This is a genomic window from Klebsiella sp. 10 (assembly GCF_018223925.1).
Lineage (GTDB): Bacteria > Pseudomonadota > Gammaproteobacteria > Enterobacterales > Enterobacteriaceae > Klebsiella > Klebsiella pneumoniae.
On sequence record NZ_JAGRRB010000002.1, the window covers coordinates 203,090 to 222,883 of the forward strand.

Here is a 19,794-nt window from a genome sequence, read left to right on the forward strand (position 1 = left end):
GAGCAGACCATGACCACACAGCCAGACTGGAGCGAGTATCTGACGCAGATGACTCACCTGTTGGATATGGAGCTGGATGCGCCGCGCCGTGAGGAGCTGGGGCGCCAGTTTGCCCGCATCGCCGCCATGGCGCAGCCGCTGATGGACTATCCCCTCGGGCCGCGCGAGGAGATTGCGGGGGTGTATAAAGCATGACTCTTCAACACTTCACCATTGCCGATCTCCAGCGTGCGCTGCACGATGGCGAACTGAGCGCCCGGGAGATCGCCCGCCAGACGCTGGACGATATCGCCCGCGTGAATCCGCAGATCAACGCCTGGACCGAGGTCACCGCCCAGCGCATGCTGGCGGAGGCCGACAGCATCGACGCCCTGCGCCGGGAAAAGCGCCCCCTGCCGCCGCTGGCAGGCATTCCTTACGCAGTGAAAAATCTGTTTGATGTCGCCGGGCACACCACCCTCGCCGGCGCCGAACTGCTGAGCGACCGGCCGCCGGCAGCCAGCGACAGCTGGGCGGTGCGCCAGCTGCACAGCGCCGGCGCCCTGCTCAGCGGGATGCTCAATATGGACGCCTACGCCTACGGCTTCACCACCGAAAACAGCTACTATGGCGCGACGCGCAACCCGCACGATCTGTCGCGGATCGCCGGCGGTTCTTCCGGCGGTTCGGCCGCGGCGGTGGCGGCCGGGCTGGTTCATTTCAGCCTCGGCAGCGACACCAACGGCTCGATCCGCGTCCCCGCGTCGCTGTGCGGGATCTTTGGCCTGAAACCCACTTTCGGGCGCCTGTCGCGCTCTGGCAGCCATCCGTTTGTCGCCAGTCTGGATCATATTGGTCCTTTTGCCCGCCGGGTGGCCGACCTCGCCGCGGTGTATGACGCCCTGCAGGGGCGCGACCCGGCCGATGACTTTCAGGCTGATAAAGCCAGCGAGCGCACTGGCAACCTGCTGGAGCGCGGACTGGAGGGGCTGCGCTGCGCGCGGCTGGGCGGCTATTTCACCACCTGGTGCGATGACGACGCCCGGGCGGCCGTGGATCGGGTCGCCCACGCGCTGGGCGCCGACAGCGAGCTGCAGTTCGCGGATGCCGCGCTGGCCCGCTCGGCGGCCTTTATCATCAGCGCCAGCGAAGGGGGCAATCAGTATCTGGCGGATCTTCGCCAGTCGCCCGAGCGCTTTGAACCCCACTCCCGCGAGCGGCTGTTGGCCGGGGCGATGATCCCCTCGGCGTGGTATCTGCAGGCTCAGCGCTTCCGCCGTCATACCCGTCAGGCGATCAAATCCCTGTTCAGTCAGGCCGACGTGCTGATCGCCCCGGCCACTCCATGCAGCGCCACGCCAATAGGCGCGGAGGAGATGGTGATTAACGGCCAGCCGCTGCCGGTGCGCGCCAGCATGGGAATGCTGACGCAGCCGATCTCCTTCCTCGGCCTGCCGGTGGTGACCGTGCCCCTGCGTACCGCCAGCGGCAAGCCGATTGGCCTGCAGCTGATTGCCGCGCCGTTTAACGAACAAGCCTGTCTTCGCGCCGCGCGGGCGCTGGAAGCGATGGGCATTACCGATGCCCGAGTGGCGGAGAGTGCAGCATGATCAATCTGGATAATGTAGACCGCCCGGCGATCCTCGCCGAGGTGACGGCGGCGTTTTATCAGTATGAAGAGGCGCTGGTCAGCAATAACATCGAGGTACTGGATGCGCTATTCTGGCACGACCCGCGCACCGTACGGCTGGGAGCCGGCGAAAATCTGTATGGCATCGAGGCGATCCGCGCCTTTCGCGCCGCCCGCCCCGCCGCCGGTCTGGCCCGCGATCTGCGCCATACCACCATTACCACCTTTGGCGCGGATATGGCGGTGTGCAGCACCGAGTTCACCCGCGAAGGCAGCGCGCGCCTGGGCCGCCAGCAGCAGACCTGGGTACGCTTCCCCTACGGCTGGCGGATTGTCGCCGCCCAGGTCAGTCTGATGGACTGAGTGGCATAGACTGGAGCGGACCGGGGAATAAGGTATCCGCCGGCCCGCTTCCGGTCCGGTAACATGTTATTTGGAGTCGAAGATCATGGTGTTCATCAGAGCGGCTGAAGCAGAAGATATCCCCTCGCTGCAAACGCTATTTCTGCAGCTGGGCTATCAGACGGAGACGGCGATCTTAGCGCAACGCATCACTGCCCCGCAGAGGATGATGAGTGCGCTGGTGGCGGAAACAGAAAACGCCGTGTGTGGCGTAATCGTTATCAATTTTATTTTACCGGTACATGAGAACCGTTTATGGGCATTAATTTCCGCGCTGGTCATAGAGGAATCGTCACGTGGATCAGGGATAGGCCAGCAACTTCTCCAGGCCGCAGAGCGCCTCGCCCGTGATAAACAATGCGCTCAGATCGAGCTTTCAAGTAGTGAAAAAAGAATCAGAGCGCATCAATTTTATGAAAATAACGGCTACAAGGAGGTTCGCAAACGCTTCGTTAAACATTTGTCTTAACCGCCTGCGCGCGAGGGCTTTCCCCGGATGACCGTAACTATATTTTGCCCAGCAGGATATTTAACATGCGGCGCAGGGGTTCCGCCGCCCCCCACAATAGCTGATCGCCAACCGTTAACACCGAGTAGACTGGGTCATTATTTAGCGACATTTTCTTGTAGCGGCCAATACCTACCTGCAGCGAACCACTAATAGCAGCCGGGGTCAATTTACTGACACTCTCTTGCTTATTATTGCGGACATAGTTTACCCACGGATGGGAATGGGTGACTAACTCAGCAAATTCTGCTTCGCTGACCTCACGTTTAAGTTTCAGCGTAATCGCCGCGCTGTGACAGCGGATCACCCCGACCCGAATGCATAAACCATTGACCGGGATGGTACCCGGCGCAAGGCCAAGAATTTTATTAGTTTCCGCCTCGCCCTTCCATTCTTCGCGGCTGTTTCCATCGCCCAGATCGCTGTCGATCCACGGAATGATGCTGCCCATGAGGGGGTCGCCAAAATTCTCCACCGGCATGCCCGCGCTGTTAATCAACTCACTCACTTTATTTACCAATGGCAGCACGGAACCTGATGATGTCAGTTCATCAGCGGATAAATGCTGACTGATATAAGCGCTTTGTGCGATTAATTCCCGCACCTGTTTGGCGCCCGCCCCGGAGGCAGACTGATAGGTCATCACGCTCATCCATTCGATAAGATCCGCTTTTATCAGCCCGGCCAACCCCATCAGGCTCAGCGTAATGGAGCAGTTGCCGCCAACAAACAGTTTAATTCCCGCTTTTACCGCACGATCGATATTTTCGCGGTTGACCGGGTCGAGAATAATGCAGGCTTTTTCATCCATCCGCAGCGCCGAAGCCGCATCAATCCAGTAACCTTGCCAGCCATGGTTAATTAACGCCGGATAGATGGCTTTGGTATAATCCCCGCCCTGACAGGTGATGATGATATCCATTTCGGCGAGTGCGCTAAGGGAATTCGCATCTTTCAGCCTGTCGCTTTTACCATTAATAACCGGGCCCGGGGCACCCGCACTGGAGGTACTAAAAAAATGCGCTGTAATATCGTCGAAATCATTTTCTTCGATCATGCGTTGCAACAATACTGAGCCCACCATCCCTCGCCAACCAACAATACCCACCTGCTTCATTTATTTAACCTTTATAAGTTATGAGAATGTTAATTTGAGTGTCGCCATACCTTATATCGTATCCCCCAATAAAGGTCATTACCCAGCACATCGATTTTTATCATTATTAAAATGTTTCATCTGCCATCAGCGATATTTATCTCTTATTACGGTCAAGCAGATATAAGGCGGCGGCGACTGTCCAGTTTTCGGCATTCAAAGGTGAAACGGCGTAGCGAAACGGCAGCAGCTTCTTCTCCGAGTACCATGAAGGGTAACTTGCATTTTGATAGTGACTATGTCAATTTGCTGGCAAAAGCCACCTGGTTACTGGACAGCCCATGAAAAATGAACCGCTTTGCCACGCTCCCTGCCCCATCGCCCGCAGCCTTGGCCGCATCGGCGACAGCTGGAGCATCATGATCCTGCGCGATGCCTTCGCGGGCTTTACCCGCTTTGACGAGTTCCAGAAAAGCAGCAACGTCGCGCCCAATATTCTGTCGCGCCGCCTGAAGGAACTGGTCGATGACGGACTGCTGGAGAAGGTGTGCTACAGCAGCACCCCGCCGCGCTACGAATACCACCTTACGCAACGCGGCCGCGATTTTCGCATGGTGCTGCTGGCGCTGGCGGAATGGGGTAACCGCCACTTCGCCCCCGAAGGCCGTCAGATGCAGCTGGTGGAAACCGCCACCCAGCGCCGCGTGGAGCCAGTCATGGTGGATAAAGCGACCGGGGAAGAGATTATTCCGGGTAAATACGCCATGGTGCCGGGCCCCGCCGCCTCGCCGCTGATGAAATATCGTCACGAATATCTGCTGCGCAAACGCGAAGGCGATAGCGGACAAAAATTCCAACCGGAACCTTACAGAGATGCCAGCAATGAATCCGACCAGTAAGAAAAATATTCTTGTCCTGGCGGCCCTGGGGGCTGCCGCCCTGGCGGCAGCGAGCTACGGCGCTTACTGGTGGCATACCGGGCGCTTTATGCAGACCACCGATGATGCCTATGTCGGCGGCGACATTAGCGCCATCTCCAGCAAAGTCTCCGGCTATATCCAGCAGTTGGCGGTGCAGGACAATATGGCGGTGAAAAAAGGTGACCTGTTGATCCGCATTGACGACCGCGATTATCGCGCCGCCCTCGCGAAAGCCGCCGGAGAAGTGGCGGCGCAGCAGGCCGCGCTGGCCGATATCCAGGCTACCCGCCAGCTTCAGCAGGCGACCATTGCCGGCTCTGCGGCCTCGTTACTGGCCGCCACGGCGGCAACCGAAAAACTGGCTAACGACAACCGACGCTATAACGCCCTGGCCGCGTCGAGCGCGATTTCCGCACAGATCCGCGATAACGCCTCCGCCGATTATCGCCGGGCGCACGCCGAGCAGGAGAAGGCCAAAGCGGATAAAACCGTGGCCGAACGTCAGCTGGCGGTGCTGAATGCTCGCCATCAGCAAATCCTGGCTGCCCTGGCGCAGGCCCAGGCTAACCTCGAGATGGCCAGGCTGAACCTCAGCTATACCGACATTCGCGCGCCGTTCGATGGGGTGATTGGCAACCGCCGCGCGTGGTCCGGCTCCTTCGTCAGCAGCGGTACGCAGCTGCTCTCCCTGGTACCCGCGCACGGCCTGTGGATTGACGCTAACTTCAAGGAAAACCAGCTGGCGCATATGCGTGCCGGCCAGCCGGCGACCATCGTCGCCGATGTGCTGCCGAACCATACCTTTAAGGGGCATGTCGCCAGCCTGGCGCCGGCGACCGGCTCACGCTTCAGCATTCTGCCGGCGGAGAACGCGACCGGGAATTTCACTAAAATCGTGCAGCGGGTGCCGGTCCGCATTGCGCTGGAAGGTGACGGGGCAAAGCTTGACGTCCTGCGCCCGGGACTGTCGGTGATCGTCACCGTGAACGAAAAGAGCCCTCGATGAGCACCGTTCAGGCGCTGTCCGCCCCGCAGGGTCTGTCGATGCCGACGGCGAAGAAGATCTTCGCCTTCGCCAGCATGTGCGTGGGGATGTTTATTGCCCTTATCGACATCCAGATCGTCTCCGCCTCGCTGCGGGATATTGGCGGCGGCCTGTCGGCGGGCGACGATGAAACCGTCTGGGTACAAACCAGCTACCTGATCGCCGAGATCATTATTATCCCGCTTTCCGGCTGGCTGGCCCGGGTCATGTCGTCCCGCTGGCTGTTTGCCGCTTCCGCGGCGAGCTTCACGCTGATGAGCCTGCTGTGCGGCTGGGCGTGGAACATCCAGAGTATGATCGCCTTCCGCGCCCTGCAGGGACTGGCGGGCGGGTCGATGATCCCCCTGGTGTTCACCACCGCTTTCGCCTTTTTTCAGGGCAAACAGCGGGTCATCGCCGCGGCGACGATCGGCGGCCTGGCCTCCCTCGCCCCTACGCTGGGTCCAACGGTGGGCGGCTGGATCACCGAAAACTACAACTGGCACTGGCTGTTCTTTATCAACGTTGTTCCGGGGATTTACATCGCGGTGGCAGTGCCGCTGCTGGTAAAAGTAGACAGCGCCGACCCCACTCTGCTGCGCGGCGCCGACTATCTCAGTATTCTGCTGCTGGCCTTGTCCCTCGGCTGCCTGGAATATACCCTCGAAGAAGGTCCGCGCTGGAGCTGGTTTGATGACGCGACCCTGACGACCACCGCCTGGGTCGCCCTGCTCTGCGGCGTGGCCTTTGTTATCCGCACCCTGCGCCATCCGCAGCCGGTGATGGATCTCCGCGCCCTGCAGGATCGAACCTTCAGCCTCGGCTGCTATTTCTCGTTTATGGCCGGCGTCGGCATCTTCGCCACCATCTATTTAACCCCGCTGTATCTGGGGAGTGTGCGCGGTTTCAGTGCGCTGGAGATCGGCCTGGCGGTATTTTCCACCGGTCTGTTCCAGGTCATGTCTATTCCGTTTTATTCGTGGCTCGCCAACCGCGTCGATCTGCGCTGGCTGCTGATGGCCGGGCTGATCGGCTTTGCGGTGTCAATGTACAGCTTTGTTCCGATCACTCACGACTGGGGGGCGGACCAGTTGCTGCTCCCGCAGGCCTTTCGCGGACTGGCGCAGCAGTTTGCCGTCGCGCCAACGGTGACCCTGACGCTGGGCAGCCTGCCGCCCGCGCGCCTGAAGCTGGCCTCCGGGCTGTTTAATCTGATGCGCAACCTCGGGGGCGCCATCGGCATCGCCCTGTGCGGCACGGTGCTTAACGACAGAACCAATCTGCACTATAGCCGCCTGGCGGACCATCTGAATAACGCCAACCTGGCAATGAGCGATTTTGTTCAGCGCAGCGCGGCAAACTTCACCGTCCAGGGGATCTCGCCGGATGCCGCGCAGACGGCGGCGGTGAAAAATCTTTCCGCGCTGGCGCTACGGGAGGCGCGAACCCAGGCATTTTCCGATGCTTTCTACCTCATCATGATGGGTTTTTTACTTGCCGCGCTGCTGGCTCCCTTGACGAAAAAGCCGCCGGCACACTGATACTACAGGAGAGTTAACTATGGGCGTTTCCGTTAAACGCATTGTCGTCACCGGGATGGGGATTGTCAGCCCGCTGGGCTGCGGCGTACAGCACGTCTGGCAGTCGCTGCTGGCAGGAAAGTCAGGGATCACCCGACTCAGCGAGCAGCTGGTCGCGGATATTCCCTGCAAAGTGGCTGGCCAGGTGCCGTCCATTGACAGCGATCCGCTGCACGGCTTCGACCCGCTGGCGACCATCCCGGCGAAAGAGCGCAAAAAGATGGATCGCTTTATTGAGTTTGCGCTGGTCGCCGCGCGCGAAGCGCTGGCCCAGGCCGGTTGGTCGCCAGCATCCGAGGCCGAACAGGAACGCACTGCCACGGTGATCGCCACCGGGATCGGCGGGTTCAGCGAGATCGCCAATGCGGTACATACCACCGAGGAGCGCGGGCCGCGTCGTCTCTCGCCGTTCACTATCCCCTCTTTTCTGGCCAACCTGGCCGCCGGGCATGTGTCTATCGCCCACGGCTTCCGGGGCCCCATCGGCGCGCCGGTCACCGCCTGCGCAGCGGGTGCCCAGGCCATCGGCGATGCAGCGCGGATGATCCGCAGCGGCGAGGCGGATATTGCCCTCTGCGGCGGCGCGGAAGCGGCAATTCATCGCGTTAGCCTGGCCGGGTTTGCCGCGGCAAGGGCGCTGTCCAGCGCCTACAGCGACCAGCCGGAAAGCGCTTCCCGCCCCTTTGACCGTGACCGCGATGGTTTTGTGATGGGAGAAGGCGCCGGGCTTATCGTGATCGAGTCGCTGGAGCACGCGCTGGCGCGCGGGGCCACGCCGCTGGCCGAGCTGGTCGGCTACGGCACCAGCGCAGATGCTTATCACCTGACCGCAGGCCCGGAAGACGGGAACGGCGCACGTCGGGCCATGGAGATCGCTATTCGCCAGGCCGGGGTGACCGTCGAAGAGATTGATCATATCAACGCCCACGCTACCTCGACGCAGGTCGGTGATAAAGGCGAGCTGGCGGCGATCAAAACGCTGTTTGGCGCCCATCCGGTCGCCATTACCTCGACGAAATCCGCCACCGGCCATCTGTTAGGCGCGGCCGGCGGGATCGAGGCCATCTTCACCATTCAGGCGCTGCGTAATCAGATGGTGCCGCCGACGCTGAACCTGCATCACCCCGATGAAGACGCGGCAGGCATGAACCTGGTGGCGCTGCAGGCCCGCCCGCAGAAGATGCGTTATGCGCTGTCGAACGGTTTTGGCTTTGGCGGCGTTAACGCCAGCCTGCTGCTGAAACGCTGGCAATAATCGTCAGCTCCCCCGCGGTACTGGCCGACGGGGGATTTCCACCGTTGCGGCTTTTGCCCAGCTGCTGGAGTAAATCAAGTACAGCGCAATACCCAGGGAGACAATGGCGCCGATTCGGCTCATCGAGAATGGAATCGACGCATTGTCCAGCCAGCCGAAGTTATCGATCAAGGTCAGTTTTGAGCGAAGAACGGACCACACTATCTAAAGAATGATATCGCCTATTATGTTGGGACCGCTCATGTTAAAAAAGGGATAGCTTTTCTTTTCATTGACGATAACGAAGGAATTTTCATGGTTGAGGTTGAGGAAATAAAAAAGAAATATCCCGGCGCAGATGCCTGGCAAATGGGTGACAGTCCGCAACTGGCTAACGAGCTTGCTGACCTGATCAAAAAAGGGATCAAAACGGCCTCTTGCGGATCTTATGCCTCTTACCAGCAGGAAGAATCCGCCCCGAGAATCGGGAGTTATAACATTATTCTTGATGGTCAGAATGTTCCAGTCTGCGTGATCAGACTGATTTCGATGCAGCTGGTTCGTTTTTGTGATGTCACTGAAGCGTTCGCCCGCAAAGAAGGTGAAGGCGATTTAAGCCTTGAATACTGGAAGAAAGAGCATCAGAGATTTTTCAGCTCTGAAGGTCATTTTTCTGAAGATATGGAGTTGATCGCAGAAGAATTTGAAGTGGTTAAGGTGCTGTAAGGCAAGGTCAACGGGCTGACGTTTTATCACTGGCCACTCATAACACTGTTCGCTTCTGGCGCGGAGCGGACAAGCTGTCGAGCGAAAGGTCCGCATTGAGCAAGGAGCTGACGTGCCAGCTATAATTGGTAATAAAATGAGAGTAGAACTATTCTGATTTGTTTAAAAAAACTTTTTTACATCCAAGGGCAAAATATTTTTTATGCTATCTTACATGCTATCTCAATATGCCAGGCTACCTGTGTCTGAAGTTACTCTACGTTCATGGTTAAAACAATGGTTGTCAGAGCAGGAATCGAGGTGTACAGACAGAAATTTCTCGGCGGGATTTCCCTGGAGAGAAACTGGATTATGTCAGGAATATTTTTTACAACGAAAACTCAAAATTGATGGAAAGCAATTTCTTACTGTCCCCCGTTATCAGGGCGGAAATATTAACAAACCTTTTATTGATATTGTAGGTATGGATTCTGACCTAAATCATACTGCATTAGAACTCATTAGTAAGGAATGGTCACAACTCAGAGCTCAGTATGTCCGCATTCTTGTACCCGGCCAGTCCTTCCCGCAGGGTATTCCCGACCAGTATATATATGCCACTTCTTTTTCTGAACCCCCTGAATTCAATGATAAATCTCTTACTTTGCAAGTGGCGACATACGAAGATTTTGACTGGTGTTGTCAGGCCCTGGGTGATGCCTATAAGCATACATGGCAGACAGTTCGCGAACTATCTGCAAGCAATTTGGTAGCAGTTGATGACGAAGAGTTGTGTGACCATATTTCTGAGAGAGAAGTATATATTATCTATGAAAACGATGTTCGCGCCGGGTTGCTAATATGCCAGAAAGGAAACCTCGCTTTTCTGAGAGGATATCGTATTACTGACAAAGTAATACTTCCTGCTTTTCGTGGTCGATCATTATCGGCCCGAGCGCAACGCCTGCTGTACCGATTATTAACTCATTCCGATTCGGAACTATCTATGTATATGGGCACAATTATTCCGCAGAATATCCCCTCGATGAAAACTGCAGAAAGAGCGGGACGAACTTGCATCCTAAGTTATCAATTTCTACCCATCTGCAGAACCCACGATTAACAGCAATGCTAATTTATCTTCAGCCTACACAGGGGACGTCCAGGGCCCGGGAGTACTCCCCTGGACGCATTAATGGGCAGGATGTGATTGTTGCGCAGGCTATCATATGGCCTGAGGTACAGCAGAATCAGGCTTCGTAGCAATGAGGGGCTCACAGCGTCCGGAATCCACCCGGTGCCGTAAATCACCGTAAGGTCTGTCATAAGGTAATTTCATCACGCATCGCGACACCTTTTTTCTTCATGCAGGCCTTCTCTTTCACGGTTTGTCAGAACTGTGGACCGCAGTAATCTCCACTCCGTGCTTTAATCAATGAGAGTGTGTCGGGTGCAAATTAAACTACCTTTCTCAACAGCAAAGGCGGGATACCCCTACCCTCGCAGGGTTTCTGCGTCTGGTAATATGCCCATGACAGTCTCAAAGACCGCTTTGAGGGTTTCCCGGTTTAAGGCACAAAATCGCGTGGCGTTGCCCCCAAAATGCAGCGAAAAGCAGCGGTAAAGGCCGCCGGGCATGAGAAACCAAGCTGGTAAGCGACCTGTTTGATTGGAACGCCGTTCGCGAGAAGATCCAACGAAGCGCAAATTCTGGCTCTCTGCTTCCATGTTCTAAAACTAAAGCCTGTATCCTTCATAAACAATCGGGAAAAGGTCCGTTCCGACATGGCCGACATAAAAGCCAGCTCGCTCAGCGATGCTTCCCAGCGCTGATTGACCAGTAGCGATCTGGCAGCGCTGAATAATCGCTCATCATTCGGCATGGGAAGCGCCATCGTTAAAGGTGGAGCCTCGCTGAGAATTTCCAGAAGCAACAACGCTATCTTCCGTTGACTCGGTCTGGCGTAGTCCTCACTGAACAGCCCAGCGATAAGCTCTTTGACTAACGGCGTAGCCGTGATCACATGTACCTGCTGACTCTTCGTAAAGCTCGTACATTCTGCGATAAGGCTACTGCTGAAATAGATCGCCCTGAGATCGGTTTGTGAAAGCAGATGATAACTATGGATATGCAGAGGCGGTAGCCATAATGCCCGCTGAGGAGGGATCACCCAACGGTCGCTCTCTGTTTGCACCAGCATAACCCCTCTGGTGGCGAAGAGTAGCTGCCCCTCAACATGATGATGGGGAGGATCTGCCTCGCCGCGTTGATAGCTTATCGCAGTACTGGACCAGCCTGTGGCTTCATCATGTCTTGGCGCTTTATCTATACTACCTGGCATTTCAGATTTAGCCCCTGCCATTATCATATCGAAACTGGAACCACCCGGAGTAGAGCCTTAGGCAATGGGTGCGTGACTTATCATCCTGATCATCAAAGATATTACAGGAGCTTAACCTCATGCGTGTACACTTTATCGTACATGAAAGTTTTGAAGCCCCGGGCGCATATGAAACCTGGGCAATAAACCAGGGTCATGATGTAACTTACTCACGCGTCTATGCAGGCGATCGGCTACCTGATGACGCCGTAGGCATCGATTTTCTTATCGTTATGGGCGGTCCGCAAGATCCTGACACCACGCTTGAAGCGTGCCCGCACTTTAATGCTAAAGCGGAACAGGCGCTGATTGCTTCCGCGGTTAAAACCGGTAAGGCGGTGATCGGTATCTGCCTGGGTTCACAGCTCATTGGTGAAGCGCTGGGCGCGCCGTTCTCTCATAGCCCGGAAAAAGAGATTGGTAAATTCCCGATCACATTGAGCGAAGACGGCAGTAAGGATGAGATGTTCTCTCACTTTGGGAAAACACTTGAAGTGGGTCACTGGCATAACGATATGCCAGGTTTGACGCCAGAGGCCAAAATTATTGCTTACAGCGAAGGCTGTCCGCGGCAGATCGTTGCCTATTCAGACCGCGTCTTTGGTTTCCAGTGCCACATGGAGCTCACATTGGACGTTGTAGAACGGCTGATCGCTCATTCTGAGAAAGACCTGAGCCGTGCAGCAGAATATCGTTTCGTTGACACGCCTGAAGCGCTCCGGGCGCACGATTACAGTGAAATGAATCAAGTACTTTTTGGCTTTTTGGATAAGCTGGAAGCACGTTACACAGCAGCGCAAGCATAATGTTATGCTCGGTAAGCTTGCCATCGGTTTTGATTTTAATGTCCGCTCCTGGCACAGAGCGGACAAGCTATCTGAGTTGAAGGTCTGATATGAGCGATCAGCGGACGTTGGCTACACTGTTAAACGTCGCAGACTCAGCTTCTGACTGCCAGTTTTTCGCGAGTTGGGCCTTCAAAGTAGATGCTCCTGATATGGCAATTACGGGGTTGAGTCAGCACAAAGCGAATTGTTTCCCAGACTGAACGCCCATTCATCAGACGTTCCCCCATTTTGGGCTGGCTATCGACAAACGCCTCTAACCCTGTCAGCTCGAAATCCGGGGGATACAACCCAGTCACACGTATATTTTCTTTAGACAACTGGTGCGAAAGTTTAGTTGTAAACCCGCTAAGCCCGTGTTTACTGGCAAAAAAAGCGGGGTGCGCAATTGAATCTGTAAAATTAGGAATCCCACATGAAGATATAATTGAGACGATATCCGCACTTTCTGAACGTCTTAACCCGGGTAGCAATGCCTGAGTCAGCAGAATAGAACCTGTCAGGCCTGAACTGATAGTATTTATGATTTCTGTGTCTGATTGATCGTCTAACGTTCCTGAAAGCCACTGAGCAGCATTGAGGATTAAAATGTCTATGGGCTTGTCTAAAGTTAACAACTGTGAAGAAAACTGAGAAAGGGATTCAGGTAGGGTTAAATCACAGAGATGCCCTTTCGCCATTCCGCCTTCAGCCGTAATGATACTGCAAGTTTTTTGAATGTCATCAGCGCGCCTCGCGCAAAAATCCACCTCGACGCCTTCTCGCGCTAACCATACGCTCAGCGCCTGACCAAATCCCGTGCCACCACCGGTAATTACAGCTCTTTTACCTCTCAGCATCTTCATCCATCCTTTATTAATGAATAGGGGGGAATGTAGATATATATGAGGAAGCAGATTGACATCTTTCAGTTAGTGCCATTTTTTGACGATAGGGATAAGTTGTACTGCTACATTTCCATCGCGCTCCTGTGGGCATGCAACATCCGCTCCTGGCACTAGTCTGCCGTAAAGGGCAGCTTTAAGGGAGGAGCGGACGAGCTAACGCAGGTGAAGATCCGCTGTGAGCGAAAAGCGGATTTTTGTCGTTCTGTCATCAAAACTGGCGACTTATATTAGGATATCGCAATACCCCTCGCCCTCAGGCTACGTCTGCTTGAATTGATTGCCTCAAGAAGGCGGAGGCGGCTTTACGCTGATTGCCGCTACGCGCACAGCAGGCGTACCGGTCATTTATGTCAGCGTCGGATTCCGCAAGGGGTATCCAGAGGTCAGCAAAAACAACACTATCTTCGCTTCGATTAAGGAGAATGGAGTTTTTATGGCTGATAACGAGAGCACGGCTATTCATCCTGATGTTGCTCCAGCAGAAAATGAAGTCGTCATCGTCAAACGCAGAGTCGGAGCTTTCTCGTTTACTGAACTTGAGATGATCCTTCGTGCTCAAGGCATCGAAAACCTGATTCTTACGGGTGTAACTACCAGTCGTGTGGTGCTTTCCACAGTCGGACAAGCTTTTGATCTGGATTACCGCCTTATCGTTGTGAATGATTATTGCGCAGATCCAGATCCTGACACCAATATGTTTTTACTTAAAAAAGTTCTACCTCAACATGCTTTTGTTACCAGTTCCTCTGAAATATCAAAACCTGGGCATAAAACTATGAATTTCTGACGTCAAAAAACGGGAGGATATAACCGGGGATCCCCAGTCATCTGAACGTCCGCTCCTGGTGGCGATAGTCAGCATCATGTCTGGCCCAGGAGAAATCTCCAGAAGCGTCAGTGCGAGAAGGAAAGTCATAAACGTTTCGATGAAAGGCATCCTGGTAGAGTCCGAAAACATATTTCCGCTATGTTACCTCCGTTCGATGCGGGCAAGAAGCGGACGTTGTACTTCAATCATCATCGATTTGAATGACAGCAAGGTAACGGCTAATCCAGGTGACGTAAATGTGTCGCGATCCCCCAGCTTAGAACGGTACAGCTTCCATTAATCAGCTCGAAAACGGCGTAACTCGCATTGGGTTGTGCATAGCGGTGAAAATCATCCACAGATCCACTTTTTAATGTCGCAAGCATGCCCTGAATGACCTGCCCGTGAGACACAATACATATTGTTCGATGATGATGTTTTTTTTCCAGACTGGATAAAAAATGTATCATTCGCTGCGAAGCATCTGAGAGAGACTCACCCCCTGGCGGACAATACTCTGCATCCAGGGTGAATAATGCTTCTGCGGCGTCCGGATTATTTTGCAGCAGCGCTACGGTTGTCATGCCTTCAAACTGACCAAAAGCCTGTTCTTTCAGAGCCGGTTCAGCTATCAGTGAACAATAAAAACGCTCAGCCAGGCGCTGTCCCATTTGCCAGGCCCGGCCAAGTGGAGACGCGTAAACACATTCTACCCGGTAATCACTCTCTGCAAACGCTGCCAATAAAGCTGATGTTTGACGCTCCCCACGAAGCGTCAATGCGCTATCACTGTGTCCCTGAATAATATTTTTTACATTCCATTCTGTTTCCGCGTGTCGAACCAGTATCACTTGCATCATTGCAGGGTCACATAAGCCGTTATTTGAAATGTTATCATCTAAAAACCCTCCTTTGATATGCAGGCAAGTTCTCAGCTCTCGACGAAAAACAGGAACAAGTGTAGCTGATAATGGTTATGTTCAGCTTCAGAAGTGACGTAGTTATCGACGTTAACGTCTGCTCTGGCACAGAGCGAACGCTTCCCCTTGTCGACGCGAAAAGCAACTCTGCCCATGCCTCTATCTCAGTAATACCTGTATCAGTTGAACGACGATATACACTCCCGCTACCACCTGTATGATTCGAAATCCCCATCTCAGATAGCGCCATTGATAACGTTCGCTGGCATCAGCCGCTTCAATCGCGGGATCATAGCGTTTTCTTTTCCTGGTTCTGAAGGTATCGAATCCCCACAGGATGAGAAGAATGATGATGATGATTTTTTCAACGATAAGATGGTTCACAAAGAGAGACTCCGGTCTTCTCACGGTTACAGGCAGAATAGATAAACCGCCTGGATGTAGCCACCACTAAATGTAGGGGTACCTGAAAACGAAGCCAGGCCTTCCTGGATTATCTGTCTTATGACCGCGTAAACGCATAGCAACGCCATAAAAGCGACATTCATTTCCGACACATGCTGCGGGAGTCCCCTTCTCCGACGCCTCAGGCTGGGTGATAAAACGACGGCGGCTGCCCGGTCACGCGGCGGAACATGGTGGCGAAAGAGGACGCATTGTCGTATCCAAGGGATAATGCCACTTCGTTCACCGGTTTGCCTGCTATCAACCATGCCAGGGCGCTCACCACGCAGGCTCGCTGTCGCCAGGCGGAAAACGACAGGCCCAGCTGCTTCAGGAAATGGCGGCGAAAGGTACTAGGACTCATAAACAGCGCCCTGGCCCAGCGCGCCGCAGGATCATGGATAGAGGGGTTAAGCAAAAAAGCCTGACAAAGCGCCAGCAGCGCCGGATGCTGCGGCAACGGAATGTCAAATTCGCGGACCGGCATAGCGGCCAGTTCCAGCAACATCAACTGTATCAGCGTGCGATCGCGTGGGCTGTCGTACAACGGTGGTAAATCCACAGCCTCAAGCAGTAGCTGGCGCAACAGCGGCGAGACGCTGATCACTTCGCAACGACGGTGTTTAATGAAAGCGGCCACACAGTCTGGCTCAATATACAAGCTACGCGTGGTCACCCCTGCAAATCTGACGGCATGCACGGTTTCAGGGGGGATCCAGACAGCGTGTTGCGGAGGAACCACCCATTCTCCGTCCTGCGTAGTGACATACATCAGTCCGGTCGCGCCATACAGCAGCTGTGCGCGACGATGCTGGTGCGGGGGCAGGATAAATCCCTGCACATAGTCATTACCTAACGCCACCACATCACGATCGAGTCGATCGAACTCGTCAATTTTTACGTTGCGCACACCTGCCTCCCTCTGACCGATTTACAAAGGTAATTGAGCGCTACGCAAATGGGAAGCAGTACGCGACCGGTATAAGCTGCTCGCTCATTTTCAGGTCGGGGATACTCTCTTGAATGAGATCGTTATTATTGCGCTGGCAGGCTTTACTACCGGCATTACCACGGTGCTGTTCGGCTTCGGCGGCGGCTTTGTGGTGGTGCCCTTTGTCTATCAACTGATGCTCCGGCAGCCGGCGATCGCGGGCAACGCCATGCATGTCGCGGTGGCTACCTCAACGGCGGTGATGATATTTAACGCCGGCTGGGTCAGCTATCGAAACTGGCGGGCGGGCAGGCTTGCCGCGCAGACGCTGTTTCCGTTGTTATGGTTTATTGCCATTGGGGCGGTGGTGGGCTCCTGTCTGGCGGGGATATTGAGCGAGAATATTGTTCGCGCGCTGTTTATTCTCTATATGCTGGCAACCATCAGCGATTGTTTGTTGCGCAAGGGTTTTTTCACGGGCAGCGCTCGGCGTCGCCTGTCCCTGCCAGTGGTCACCGGCGGCGGTGTGATTATCGGTACGATCGCCGCATTGCTGGGCGTGGGCGGCAGCGTCATGACGGTGCCCCTGCTACGGCGACACGGGTATGCAATGCAGGAGTGCGTTAGCGCATCCAACCCGCTTTCTTTGCCCGTGGCGCTATGCGGGGCTGTGACCTATGCCGTCATTGGCTGGCACAGCATTCCGCTGAGCGGATTTCTGGGGTTTATCAGCCTGAAAATTTTAGGCCTGCTCGTCCTGACCGGCTGGGCCGGGATAGTGTTTAGCCGCCGGGCAATCCCTGCGGTACCGGATGTATGGTATGCGCGCATCTATGTGCTGCTGCTGTGCCTGGTACTCCTCGCCATGCTTATTCAATAATCAAATTACATTCTGGTGAACCGGTGCAACAGACGCGGCCGGGCGGAGCCCTCTCCCTGGAGAGAGGGCCAGGTTCAGGGGCAACAAGCTACCCGCGATACGGATGGGTTTCGCGCCAGTGGTCGGCAATCTGCTGCCGGGTGCAGACCCACACCTTGTCGTGCTGCTGGATATAGTCAAGGAAACGCTGCAGCGCGCGGAAACGGCCCGGACGCCCAAGCAGCCGGCAGTGCATCCCCACGGACATCATCTTCGGCGCGGTTTCTCCCTCGGCGTACAGCACGTCAAAGCTGTCTTTCAGATAGGTATAAAACTGCTCCGCGGTGTTGAATCCCTGGGCGGTGGCGAAGCGCATGTCGTTGGCGTCGAGGGTATAAGGCACGATCAGGTGCGGCCGCTGGCTGCCGTCGCTGCAGGCCACTTCGCTCCAGAAAGGTAAATCATCGCCGTAATAATCGCTGTCGTAGTCAAAGCCGCCGTGCTCCACCACCAGCTGGCGGGTGTTAGGGCTGTCGCGGCCGGTATACCAGCCGGTGGGCGGTTTGCCGAACAGGTCGGTCAGTACCTGCACCGCTTTTTGCAGATGCGCGCGCTCCTCGGCGATATCCATGTGCTGATAGTGGATCCAGCGCCAGCCGTGGCTGACCACATCGTAATCCGCGGCCTTGATTGCCGCCACAATCTCCGGGTGCCGCGCCAGCGCCATCGCCACGCCGAAAACGGTCAACGGCAGCCCGCGCTGGCTGAACTCACGATGGATGCGCCAGAACCCTGCCCGGCTGCCGTACTCATAGAGTGAATCCATCGACATATGGCGCGCCGGGTAGCTGGCGGCGCCGATAATATCGGACAGGAACTGTTCCGAACCCGCATCGCCATGCAGGACGTGATTCTCCGCGCCTTCCTCATAGTTGAGGACGAACTGCACCGCGATCCGCGCCCCACCCGGCCAGCGCGCGTGCGGCGGCTCCCCTGCGTAACCTCGCAGATCGCGAGGATAGTGTTCCTGGTTCTCTCCCATCTCCTGCCCCTTTTAAAATGGATTTAACGACTGAAACTGTCCGCTTAACGCTTTTTTCTCCGGGAACGCTAAGTCCCCATGCTTGCTGGTCGCCAGGCCCAGCGCGACCAGAGACTCCACCATCTTCACCGCCGCGCTGACGCCATCGATCACCGGCACCCGCAGCTCGCGGGTCAGCTCCTGCGCCAGGGTCGCCATCCCGCCGCAGCCAAGAACAATCGCCCCGCTACCATCCTCTTTCAGCGCGCGAATGCAGCGCTCACGCACTTTCTCCTGCGCCAGGCCACTGCCGTCTTCCAGCGCCAGCACCGGCAAATCAATGGCGTGCAGCGCCGCGCAATGTTGATGAAATCCGTACTGGTGCAGCAAATGACGGGCGATGATCAGCGTGCGCGGCAGCGTGGTCACAATGGAGAAACGGGTGGCGACCATCGTCGCCATATGCATTGCCGCCTCCGCGATACCGATCACCGGCCCCTGGGCCAGCTCCCGCGCCGCCAGCAGCCCCGGGTCGCCGAAGCAGGCGATCACATGCCCATCCACCCCCTGCTCGCGTCCGGCCCTGATCTGCTCCAGCACGCCGACCGCCGCGATGGCTTCGTCAAAGTGGCCCTCAATTGACGGCACCCCGGCGCGGGGACAGACCGCAAGGATCTCGGTGCCCGGCGCAGCGACCGCACGCGCGGCGGCGCCTATCGTTTCGGTCATCGCCAGGCTGGTGTTGGGGTTAATCACTTGTATACGAACGGAAGACATCACGACTCCTTGTGGCCGGCGAACAGCCGGGAAAAATCGGGCAGGCTGACGCCATCGCGCCCGAAGCACAGGCTGGCGACAATATGATCAAAATGGTGCATCAGCGCCTCGCTGAGCGGCTGCAGGGCTTTATCCCGCAGCAAACCGACCAGCTGCTGGTGATCGTCGCAACGGCAGCCCTGTCGCCAGGGGGCGCCCCAGGCGGCAATCACTAAAGAGGAGCGCTGGCTGAGGCGGGTCACCATCTCGGTGAGCACCGGGTTGCCGGAGATAGCCTGCAGCTGAATATGAAAGTCAGCGGAGTGGCGGATCGCCGCCGGGCCGTCGTGCGCCGCATGGGCCTGCTGTTCACGCTGAATAATGTTCTCCAGCGCCGCCAGATGCGGCGGCTGACAGCGCGCGATCACATCAGGGAGATTGGCGACCTCGAGCAGCGCCCGGGTGCGAAAGATCGCCTGGGACTCTTCCACGCTCGGGCTGGTGACGTGTGCACCACGTTTGGGCGTCAACGTGACCAGTTGCACAGCGGCGAGTCGTTGCAGCACCTTTCTGATGCCGGTGCGGCTCACGGCGAACACCTCCGCCAGCGCCTCTTCCGGCAGTTTGCTGCCCGGCGGCAGCTGATGTTCGACGATAGCCGTCATCAGCGCCTGGTAAATGCTTTCGTCCTTGTCCTGCAGCGCTGGCGCGGCCTGGAGACGATGTTCATTATTCATTAACCCACTCCGGTTTCACTTATCGATAGCAGATCGTATACATAAAATTTATTTTTTGTATACAATATTCATCATTCTGGCCTGGATCCTGCAATAGCCTCAGCAATCCATATCAAAGGGTTTTCAT

The 19,794-nt window shown here is 55.9% G+C and carries 23 protein-coding genes and 3 pseudogenes; 14 read left to right on the forward strand and 12 right to left on the reverse strand.

The features are described 5' to 3' along the window. Positions 1-9: 9 nt before the first annotated feature. The 4 genes from hpxX to KHQ26_RS03955 all read left to right on the forward strand — a co-directional run bounded on the left by hpxX (position 10) and on the right by KHQ26_RS03955 (position 2,480). Entirely contained in the window at positions 10-195 is a 186-nt protein-coding gene (hpxX, locus tag KHQ26_RS03940; RefSeq protein ID WP_020805164.1) for an oxalurate catabolism protein HpxX, read from the forward strand. Then, on the forward strand, positions 192-1,589 hold the full coding sequence (locus KHQ26_RS03945) for an AtzE family amidohydrolase (protein ID WP_020805177.1): 1,398 nt from the start codon (positions 192-194) through the stop codon (positions 1,587-1,589). The genes hpxX and KHQ26_RS03945 overlap by 4 nt, the downstream gene beginning before the upstream one ends. Beyond that, positions 1,586-1,972 carry an oxalurate catabolism protein HpxZ gene (gene hpxZ / locus KHQ26_RS03950; protein WP_020805163.1) on the forward strand — a complete coding sequence of 129 codons (387 nt, stop codon included), beginning with the start codon at positions 1,586-1,588 and terminating at the stop codon, positions 1,970-1,972. Before KHQ26_RS03945 ends, hpxZ begins: the two co-directional genes overlap by 4 nt. A gap of 85 nt (positions 1,973-2,057) precedes the next feature. After that, positions 2,058-2,480 (forward strand): GNAT family N-acetyltransferase, encoded by a 423-nt coding sequence (locus KHQ26_RS03955; protein ID WP_020805180.1) that lies wholly within the window; start codon positions 2,058-2,060, stop codon positions 2,478-2,480. A 37-nt stretch (positions 2,481-2,517) separates the two neighbouring features. On the opposite strand, the gene asd is transcribed toward KHQ26_RS03955, so the two are convergent. Further along, positions 2,518-3,636: an aspartate-semialdehyde dehydrogenase gene (gene asd / locus KHQ26_RS03960; RefSeq protein ID WP_049124416.1), complete on the reverse strand. Its 1,119-nt coding sequence runs from the start codon at positions 3,634-3,636 to the stop codon at positions 2,518-2,520. A 201-nt stretch (positions 3,637-3,837) separates the two neighbouring features. Between asd and KHQ26_RS03965 the strand changes: the two genes are divergently transcribed. The 5 genes from KHQ26_RS03965 to fabF are packed head-to-tail and all read left to right on the forward strand — an operon-like array spanning position 3,838 to position 8,394. Continuing rightward, entirely contained in the window at positions 3,838-3,960 is a 123-nt protein-coding gene (locus tag KHQ26_RS03965) for a hypothetical protein (RefSeq protein WP_032410322.1), read from the forward strand. Beyond that, on the forward strand, positions 3,957-4,514 hold the full coding sequence (locus KHQ26_RS03970; protein WP_016947337.1) for a winged helix-turn-helix transcriptional regulator: 558 nt from the start codon (positions 3,957-3,959) through the stop codon (positions 4,512-4,514). Before KHQ26_RS03965 ends, KHQ26_RS03970 begins: the two co-directional genes overlap by 4 nt. Beyond that, on the forward strand, positions 4,498-5,541 hold the full coding sequence (locus tag KHQ26_RS03975; protein ID WP_228297880.1) for an HlyD family secretion protein: 1,044 nt from the start codon (positions 4,498-4,500) through the stop codon (positions 5,539-5,541). Before KHQ26_RS03970 ends, KHQ26_RS03975 begins: the two co-directional genes overlap by 17 nt. Next, positions 5,538-7,100 (forward strand): DHA2 family efflux MFS transporter permease subunit, encoded by a 1,563-nt coding sequence (locus tag KHQ26_RS03980; protein WP_211777848.1) that lies wholly within the window; start codon positions 5,538-5,540, stop codon positions 7,098-7,100. Before KHQ26_RS03975 ends, KHQ26_RS03980 begins: the two co-directional genes overlap by 4 nt. Before the next feature lie 19 nt (positions 7,101-7,119). Beyond that, the gene (gene fabF / locus KHQ26_RS03985; RefSeq protein ID WP_020805170.1) at positions 7,120-8,394 is read left to right on the forward strand and encodes a beta-ketoacyl-ACP synthase II; all 1,275 of its coding nucleotides are present in this window, start codon (positions 7,120-7,122) and stop codon (positions 8,392-8,394) included. A 3-nt stretch (positions 8,395-8,397) separates the two neighbouring features. Here fabF and KHQ26_RS25970 read toward each other — a convergent pair. Next, positions 8,398-8,565, reverse strand: a pseudogene (locus tag KHQ26_RS25970) (EamA-like transporter family protein); the annotation flags it as partial. Between the two features lie 177 nt (positions 8,566-8,742). Between KHQ26_RS25970 and KHQ26_RS03990 the strand changes: the two are divergent. Together KHQ26_RS03990 and KHQ26_RS03995 are read left to right on the forward strand one after the other, a co-directional pair. Next, entirely contained in the window at positions 8,743-9,099 is a 357-nt protein-coding gene (locus KHQ26_RS03990; RefSeq protein ID WP_074182994.1) for an ASCH domain-containing protein, read from the forward strand. A gap of 202 nt (positions 9,100-9,301) precedes the next feature. Then, positions 9,302-10,201 (forward strand): hypothetical protein, encoded by a 900-nt coding sequence (locus KHQ26_RS03995; protein WP_020805160.1) that lies wholly within the window; start codon positions 9,302-9,304, stop codon positions 10,199-10,201. Between the two features lie 445 nt (positions 10,202-10,646). On the opposite strand, the gene KHQ26_RS04000 is transcribed toward KHQ26_RS03995, so the two are convergent. After that, positions 10,647-11,420: an AraC family transcriptional regulator gene (locus KHQ26_RS04000; protein WP_023282608.1), complete on the reverse strand. Its 774-nt coding sequence runs from the start codon at positions 11,418-11,420 to the stop codon at positions 10,647-10,649. Between the two features lie 119 nt (positions 11,421-11,539). On the opposite strand from KHQ26_RS04000, the gene KHQ26_RS04005 reads away from it, so the two are divergent. Continuing rightward, the gene (locus tag KHQ26_RS04005) at positions 11,540-12,265 is read left to right on the forward strand and encodes a GMP synthase (RefSeq protein WP_016947344.1); all 726 of its coding nucleotides are present in this window, start codon (positions 11,540-11,542) and stop codon (positions 12,263-12,265) included. 134 nt (positions 12,266-12,399) lie between these two features. Here KHQ26_RS04005 and KHQ26_RS04010 read toward each other — a convergent pair whose 3' ends face one another. Continuing rightward, positions 12,400-13,149, reverse strand: a complete 750-nt coding sequence (locus tag KHQ26_RS04010; RefSeq protein ID WP_306431410.1) for an SDR family oxidoreductase — start codon at positions 13,147-13,149, stop codon at positions 12,400-12,402. 319 nt (positions 13,150-13,468) lie between these two features. On the opposite strand from KHQ26_RS04010, the gene KHQ26_RS04015 reads away from it, so the two are divergent. Beyond that, positions 13,469-13,978 (forward strand): isochorismatase family cysteine hydrolase, encoded by a 510-nt coding sequence (locus KHQ26_RS04015; protein WP_029496912.1) that lies wholly within the window; start codon positions 13,469-13,471, stop codon positions 13,976-13,978. Positions 13,979-14,023: 45 nt separating this feature from the next. Here the strand turns inward: KHQ26_RS04015 and KHQ26_RS25975 are convergent. The 5 genes and pseudogenes from KHQ26_RS25975 to KHQ26_RS04035 form a co-directional block, all read right to left on the reverse strand. Beyond that, positions 14,024-14,128 (reverse strand): annotated as a pseudogene (locus KHQ26_RS25975) (LysE family translocator); the annotation flags it as partial. 110 nt (positions 14,129-14,238) lie between these two features. Further along, entirely contained in the window at positions 14,239-14,859 is a 621-nt protein-coding gene (locus tag KHQ26_RS04020; RefSeq protein WP_016946787.1) for a histidine phosphatase family protein, read from the reverse strand. A 71-nt stretch (positions 14,860-14,930) separates the two neighbouring features. Further along, the gene (locus KHQ26_RS04025) at positions 14,931-15,074 is read right to left on the reverse strand and encodes a hypothetical protein (RefSeq protein WP_004184140.1); all 144 of its coding nucleotides are present in this window, start codon (positions 15,072-15,074) and stop codon (positions 14,931-14,933) included. 4 nt (positions 15,075-15,078) lie between these two features. Further along, entirely contained in the window at positions 15,079-15,303 is a 225-nt protein-coding gene (locus KHQ26_RS04030; protein ID WP_004176101.1) for a hypothetical protein, read from the reverse strand. 202 nt (positions 15,304-15,505) lie between these two features. Next, a complete protein-coding gene (locus tag KHQ26_RS04035; RefSeq protein WP_009307824.1) occupies positions 15,506-16,273 on the reverse strand; it encodes an AraC family transcriptional regulator in 768 nt (255 codons plus the stop codon). Positions 16,274-16,382: 109 nt separating this feature from the next. Between KHQ26_RS04035 and KHQ26_RS04040 the strand changes: the two genes are divergently transcribed. Beyond that, positions 16,383-17,174, forward strand: a complete 792-nt coding sequence (locus tag KHQ26_RS04040) for a sulfite exporter TauE/SafE family protein (RefSeq protein ID WP_004184144.1) — start codon at positions 16,383-16,385, stop codon at positions 17,172-17,174. A gap of 88 nt (positions 17,175-17,262) precedes the next feature. Here KHQ26_RS04040 and puuE read toward each other — a convergent pair whose 3' ends face one another. The 3 genes and pseudogenes from puuE to KHQ26_RS04055 form a co-directional block, all read right to left on the reverse strand. Beyond that, complete coding sequence (puuE, locus tag KHQ26_RS04045) at positions 17,263-18,195, reverse strand: allantoinase PuuE (protein ID WP_004176098.1); 933 nt, start codon at positions 18,193-18,195, stop codon at positions 17,263-17,265. Further along, positions 18,080-18,951: pseudogene (gene hpxA, locus KHQ26_RS04050) on the reverse strand (allantoin racemase). Before hpxA ends, puuE begins: the two are co-directional and overlap by 116 nt. Beyond that, positions 18,951-19,667 carry a GntR family transcriptional regulator gene (locus tag KHQ26_RS04055; protein WP_016946786.1) on the reverse strand — a complete coding sequence of 239 codons (717 nt, stop codon included), beginning with the start codon at positions 19,665-19,667 and terminating at the stop codon, positions 18,951-18,953. The pseudogene hpxA and the gene KHQ26_RS04055 overlap by 1 nt, the downstream one beginning before the upstream one ends. Between the last annotated feature and the right edge of the window lie 127 nt (positions 19,668-19,794).

Bases quoted from the DNA above. Each gene is read 5' to 3' on its own strand.
- KHQ26_RS03995 (WP_020805160.1), top strand. From the start codon at position 9,302: ATGCTATCTTACATGCTATCTCAATATGCCAGGCTACCTGTGTCTGAA.
- asd (WP_049124416.1), bottom strand. From the start codon at position 3,636: ATGAAGCAGGTGGGTATTGTTGGTTGGCGAGGGATGGTGGGCTCAGTA.
- KHQ26_RS04000 (WP_023282608.1), bottom strand. From the start codon at position 11,420: ATGCCAGGTAGTATAGATAAAGCGCCAAGACATGATGAAGCCACAGGC.
- KHQ26_RS03970 (WP_016947337.1), top strand. From the start codon at position 3,957: ATGAAAAATGAACCGCTTTGCCACGCTCCCTGCCCCATCGCCCGCAGC.
- KHQ26_RS04055 (WP_016946786.1), bottom strand. From the start codon at position 19,667: ATGAATAATGAACATCGTCTCCAGGCCGCGCCAGCGCTGCAGGACAAG.
- hpxX (WP_020805164.1), top strand. From the start codon at position 10: ATGACCACACAGCCAGACTGGAGCGAGTATCTGACGCAGATGACTCAC.
- KHQ26_RS04005 (WP_016947344.1), top strand. From the start codon at position 11,540: ATGCGTGTACACTTTATCGTACATGAAAGTTTTGAAGCCCCGGGCGCA.
- KHQ26_RS04020 (WP_016946787.1), bottom strand. From the start codon at position 14,859: ATGATGCAAGTGATACTGGTTCGACACGCGGAAACAGAATGGAATGTA.
- puuE (WP_004176098.1), bottom strand. From the start codon at position 18,195: ATGGGAGAGAACCAGGAACACTATCCTCGCGATCTGCGAGGTTACGCA.
- KHQ26_RS04025 (WP_004184140.1), bottom strand. From the start codon at position 15,074: ATGGGCAGAGTTGCTTTTCGCGTCGACAAGGGGAAGCGTTCGCTCTGT.
- KHQ26_RS03990 (WP_074182994.1), top strand. From the start codon at position 8,743: ATGGGTGACAGTCCGCAACTGGCTAACGAGCTTGCTGACCTGATCAAA.
- KHQ26_RS03980 (WP_211777848.1), top strand. From the start codon at position 5,538: ATGAGCACCGTTCAGGCGCTGTCCGCCCCGCAGGGTCTGTCGATGCCG.
- fabF (WP_020805170.1), top strand. From the start codon at position 7,120: ATGGGCGTTTCCGTTAAACGCATTGTCGTCACCGGGATGGGGATTGTC.
- hpxZ (WP_020805163.1), top strand. From the start codon at position 1,586: ATGATCAATCTGGATAATGTAGACCGCCCGGCGATCCTCGCCGAGGTG.
- KHQ26_RS03955 (WP_020805180.1), top strand. From the start codon at position 2,058: ATGGTGTTCATCAGAGCGGCTGAAGCAGAAGATATCCCCTCGCTGCAA.
- KHQ26_RS03945 (WP_020805177.1), top strand. From the start codon at position 192: ATGACTCTTCAACACTTCACCATTGCCGATCTCCAGCGTGCGCTGCAC.
- KHQ26_RS03975 (WP_228297880.1), top strand. From the start codon at position 4,498: ATGAATCCGACCAGTAAGAAAAATATTCTTGTCCTGGCGGCCCTGGGG.
- KHQ26_RS04010 (WP_306431410.1), bottom strand. From the start codon at position 13,149: ATGAAGATGCTGAGAGGTAAAAGAGCTGTAATTACCGGTGGTGGCACG.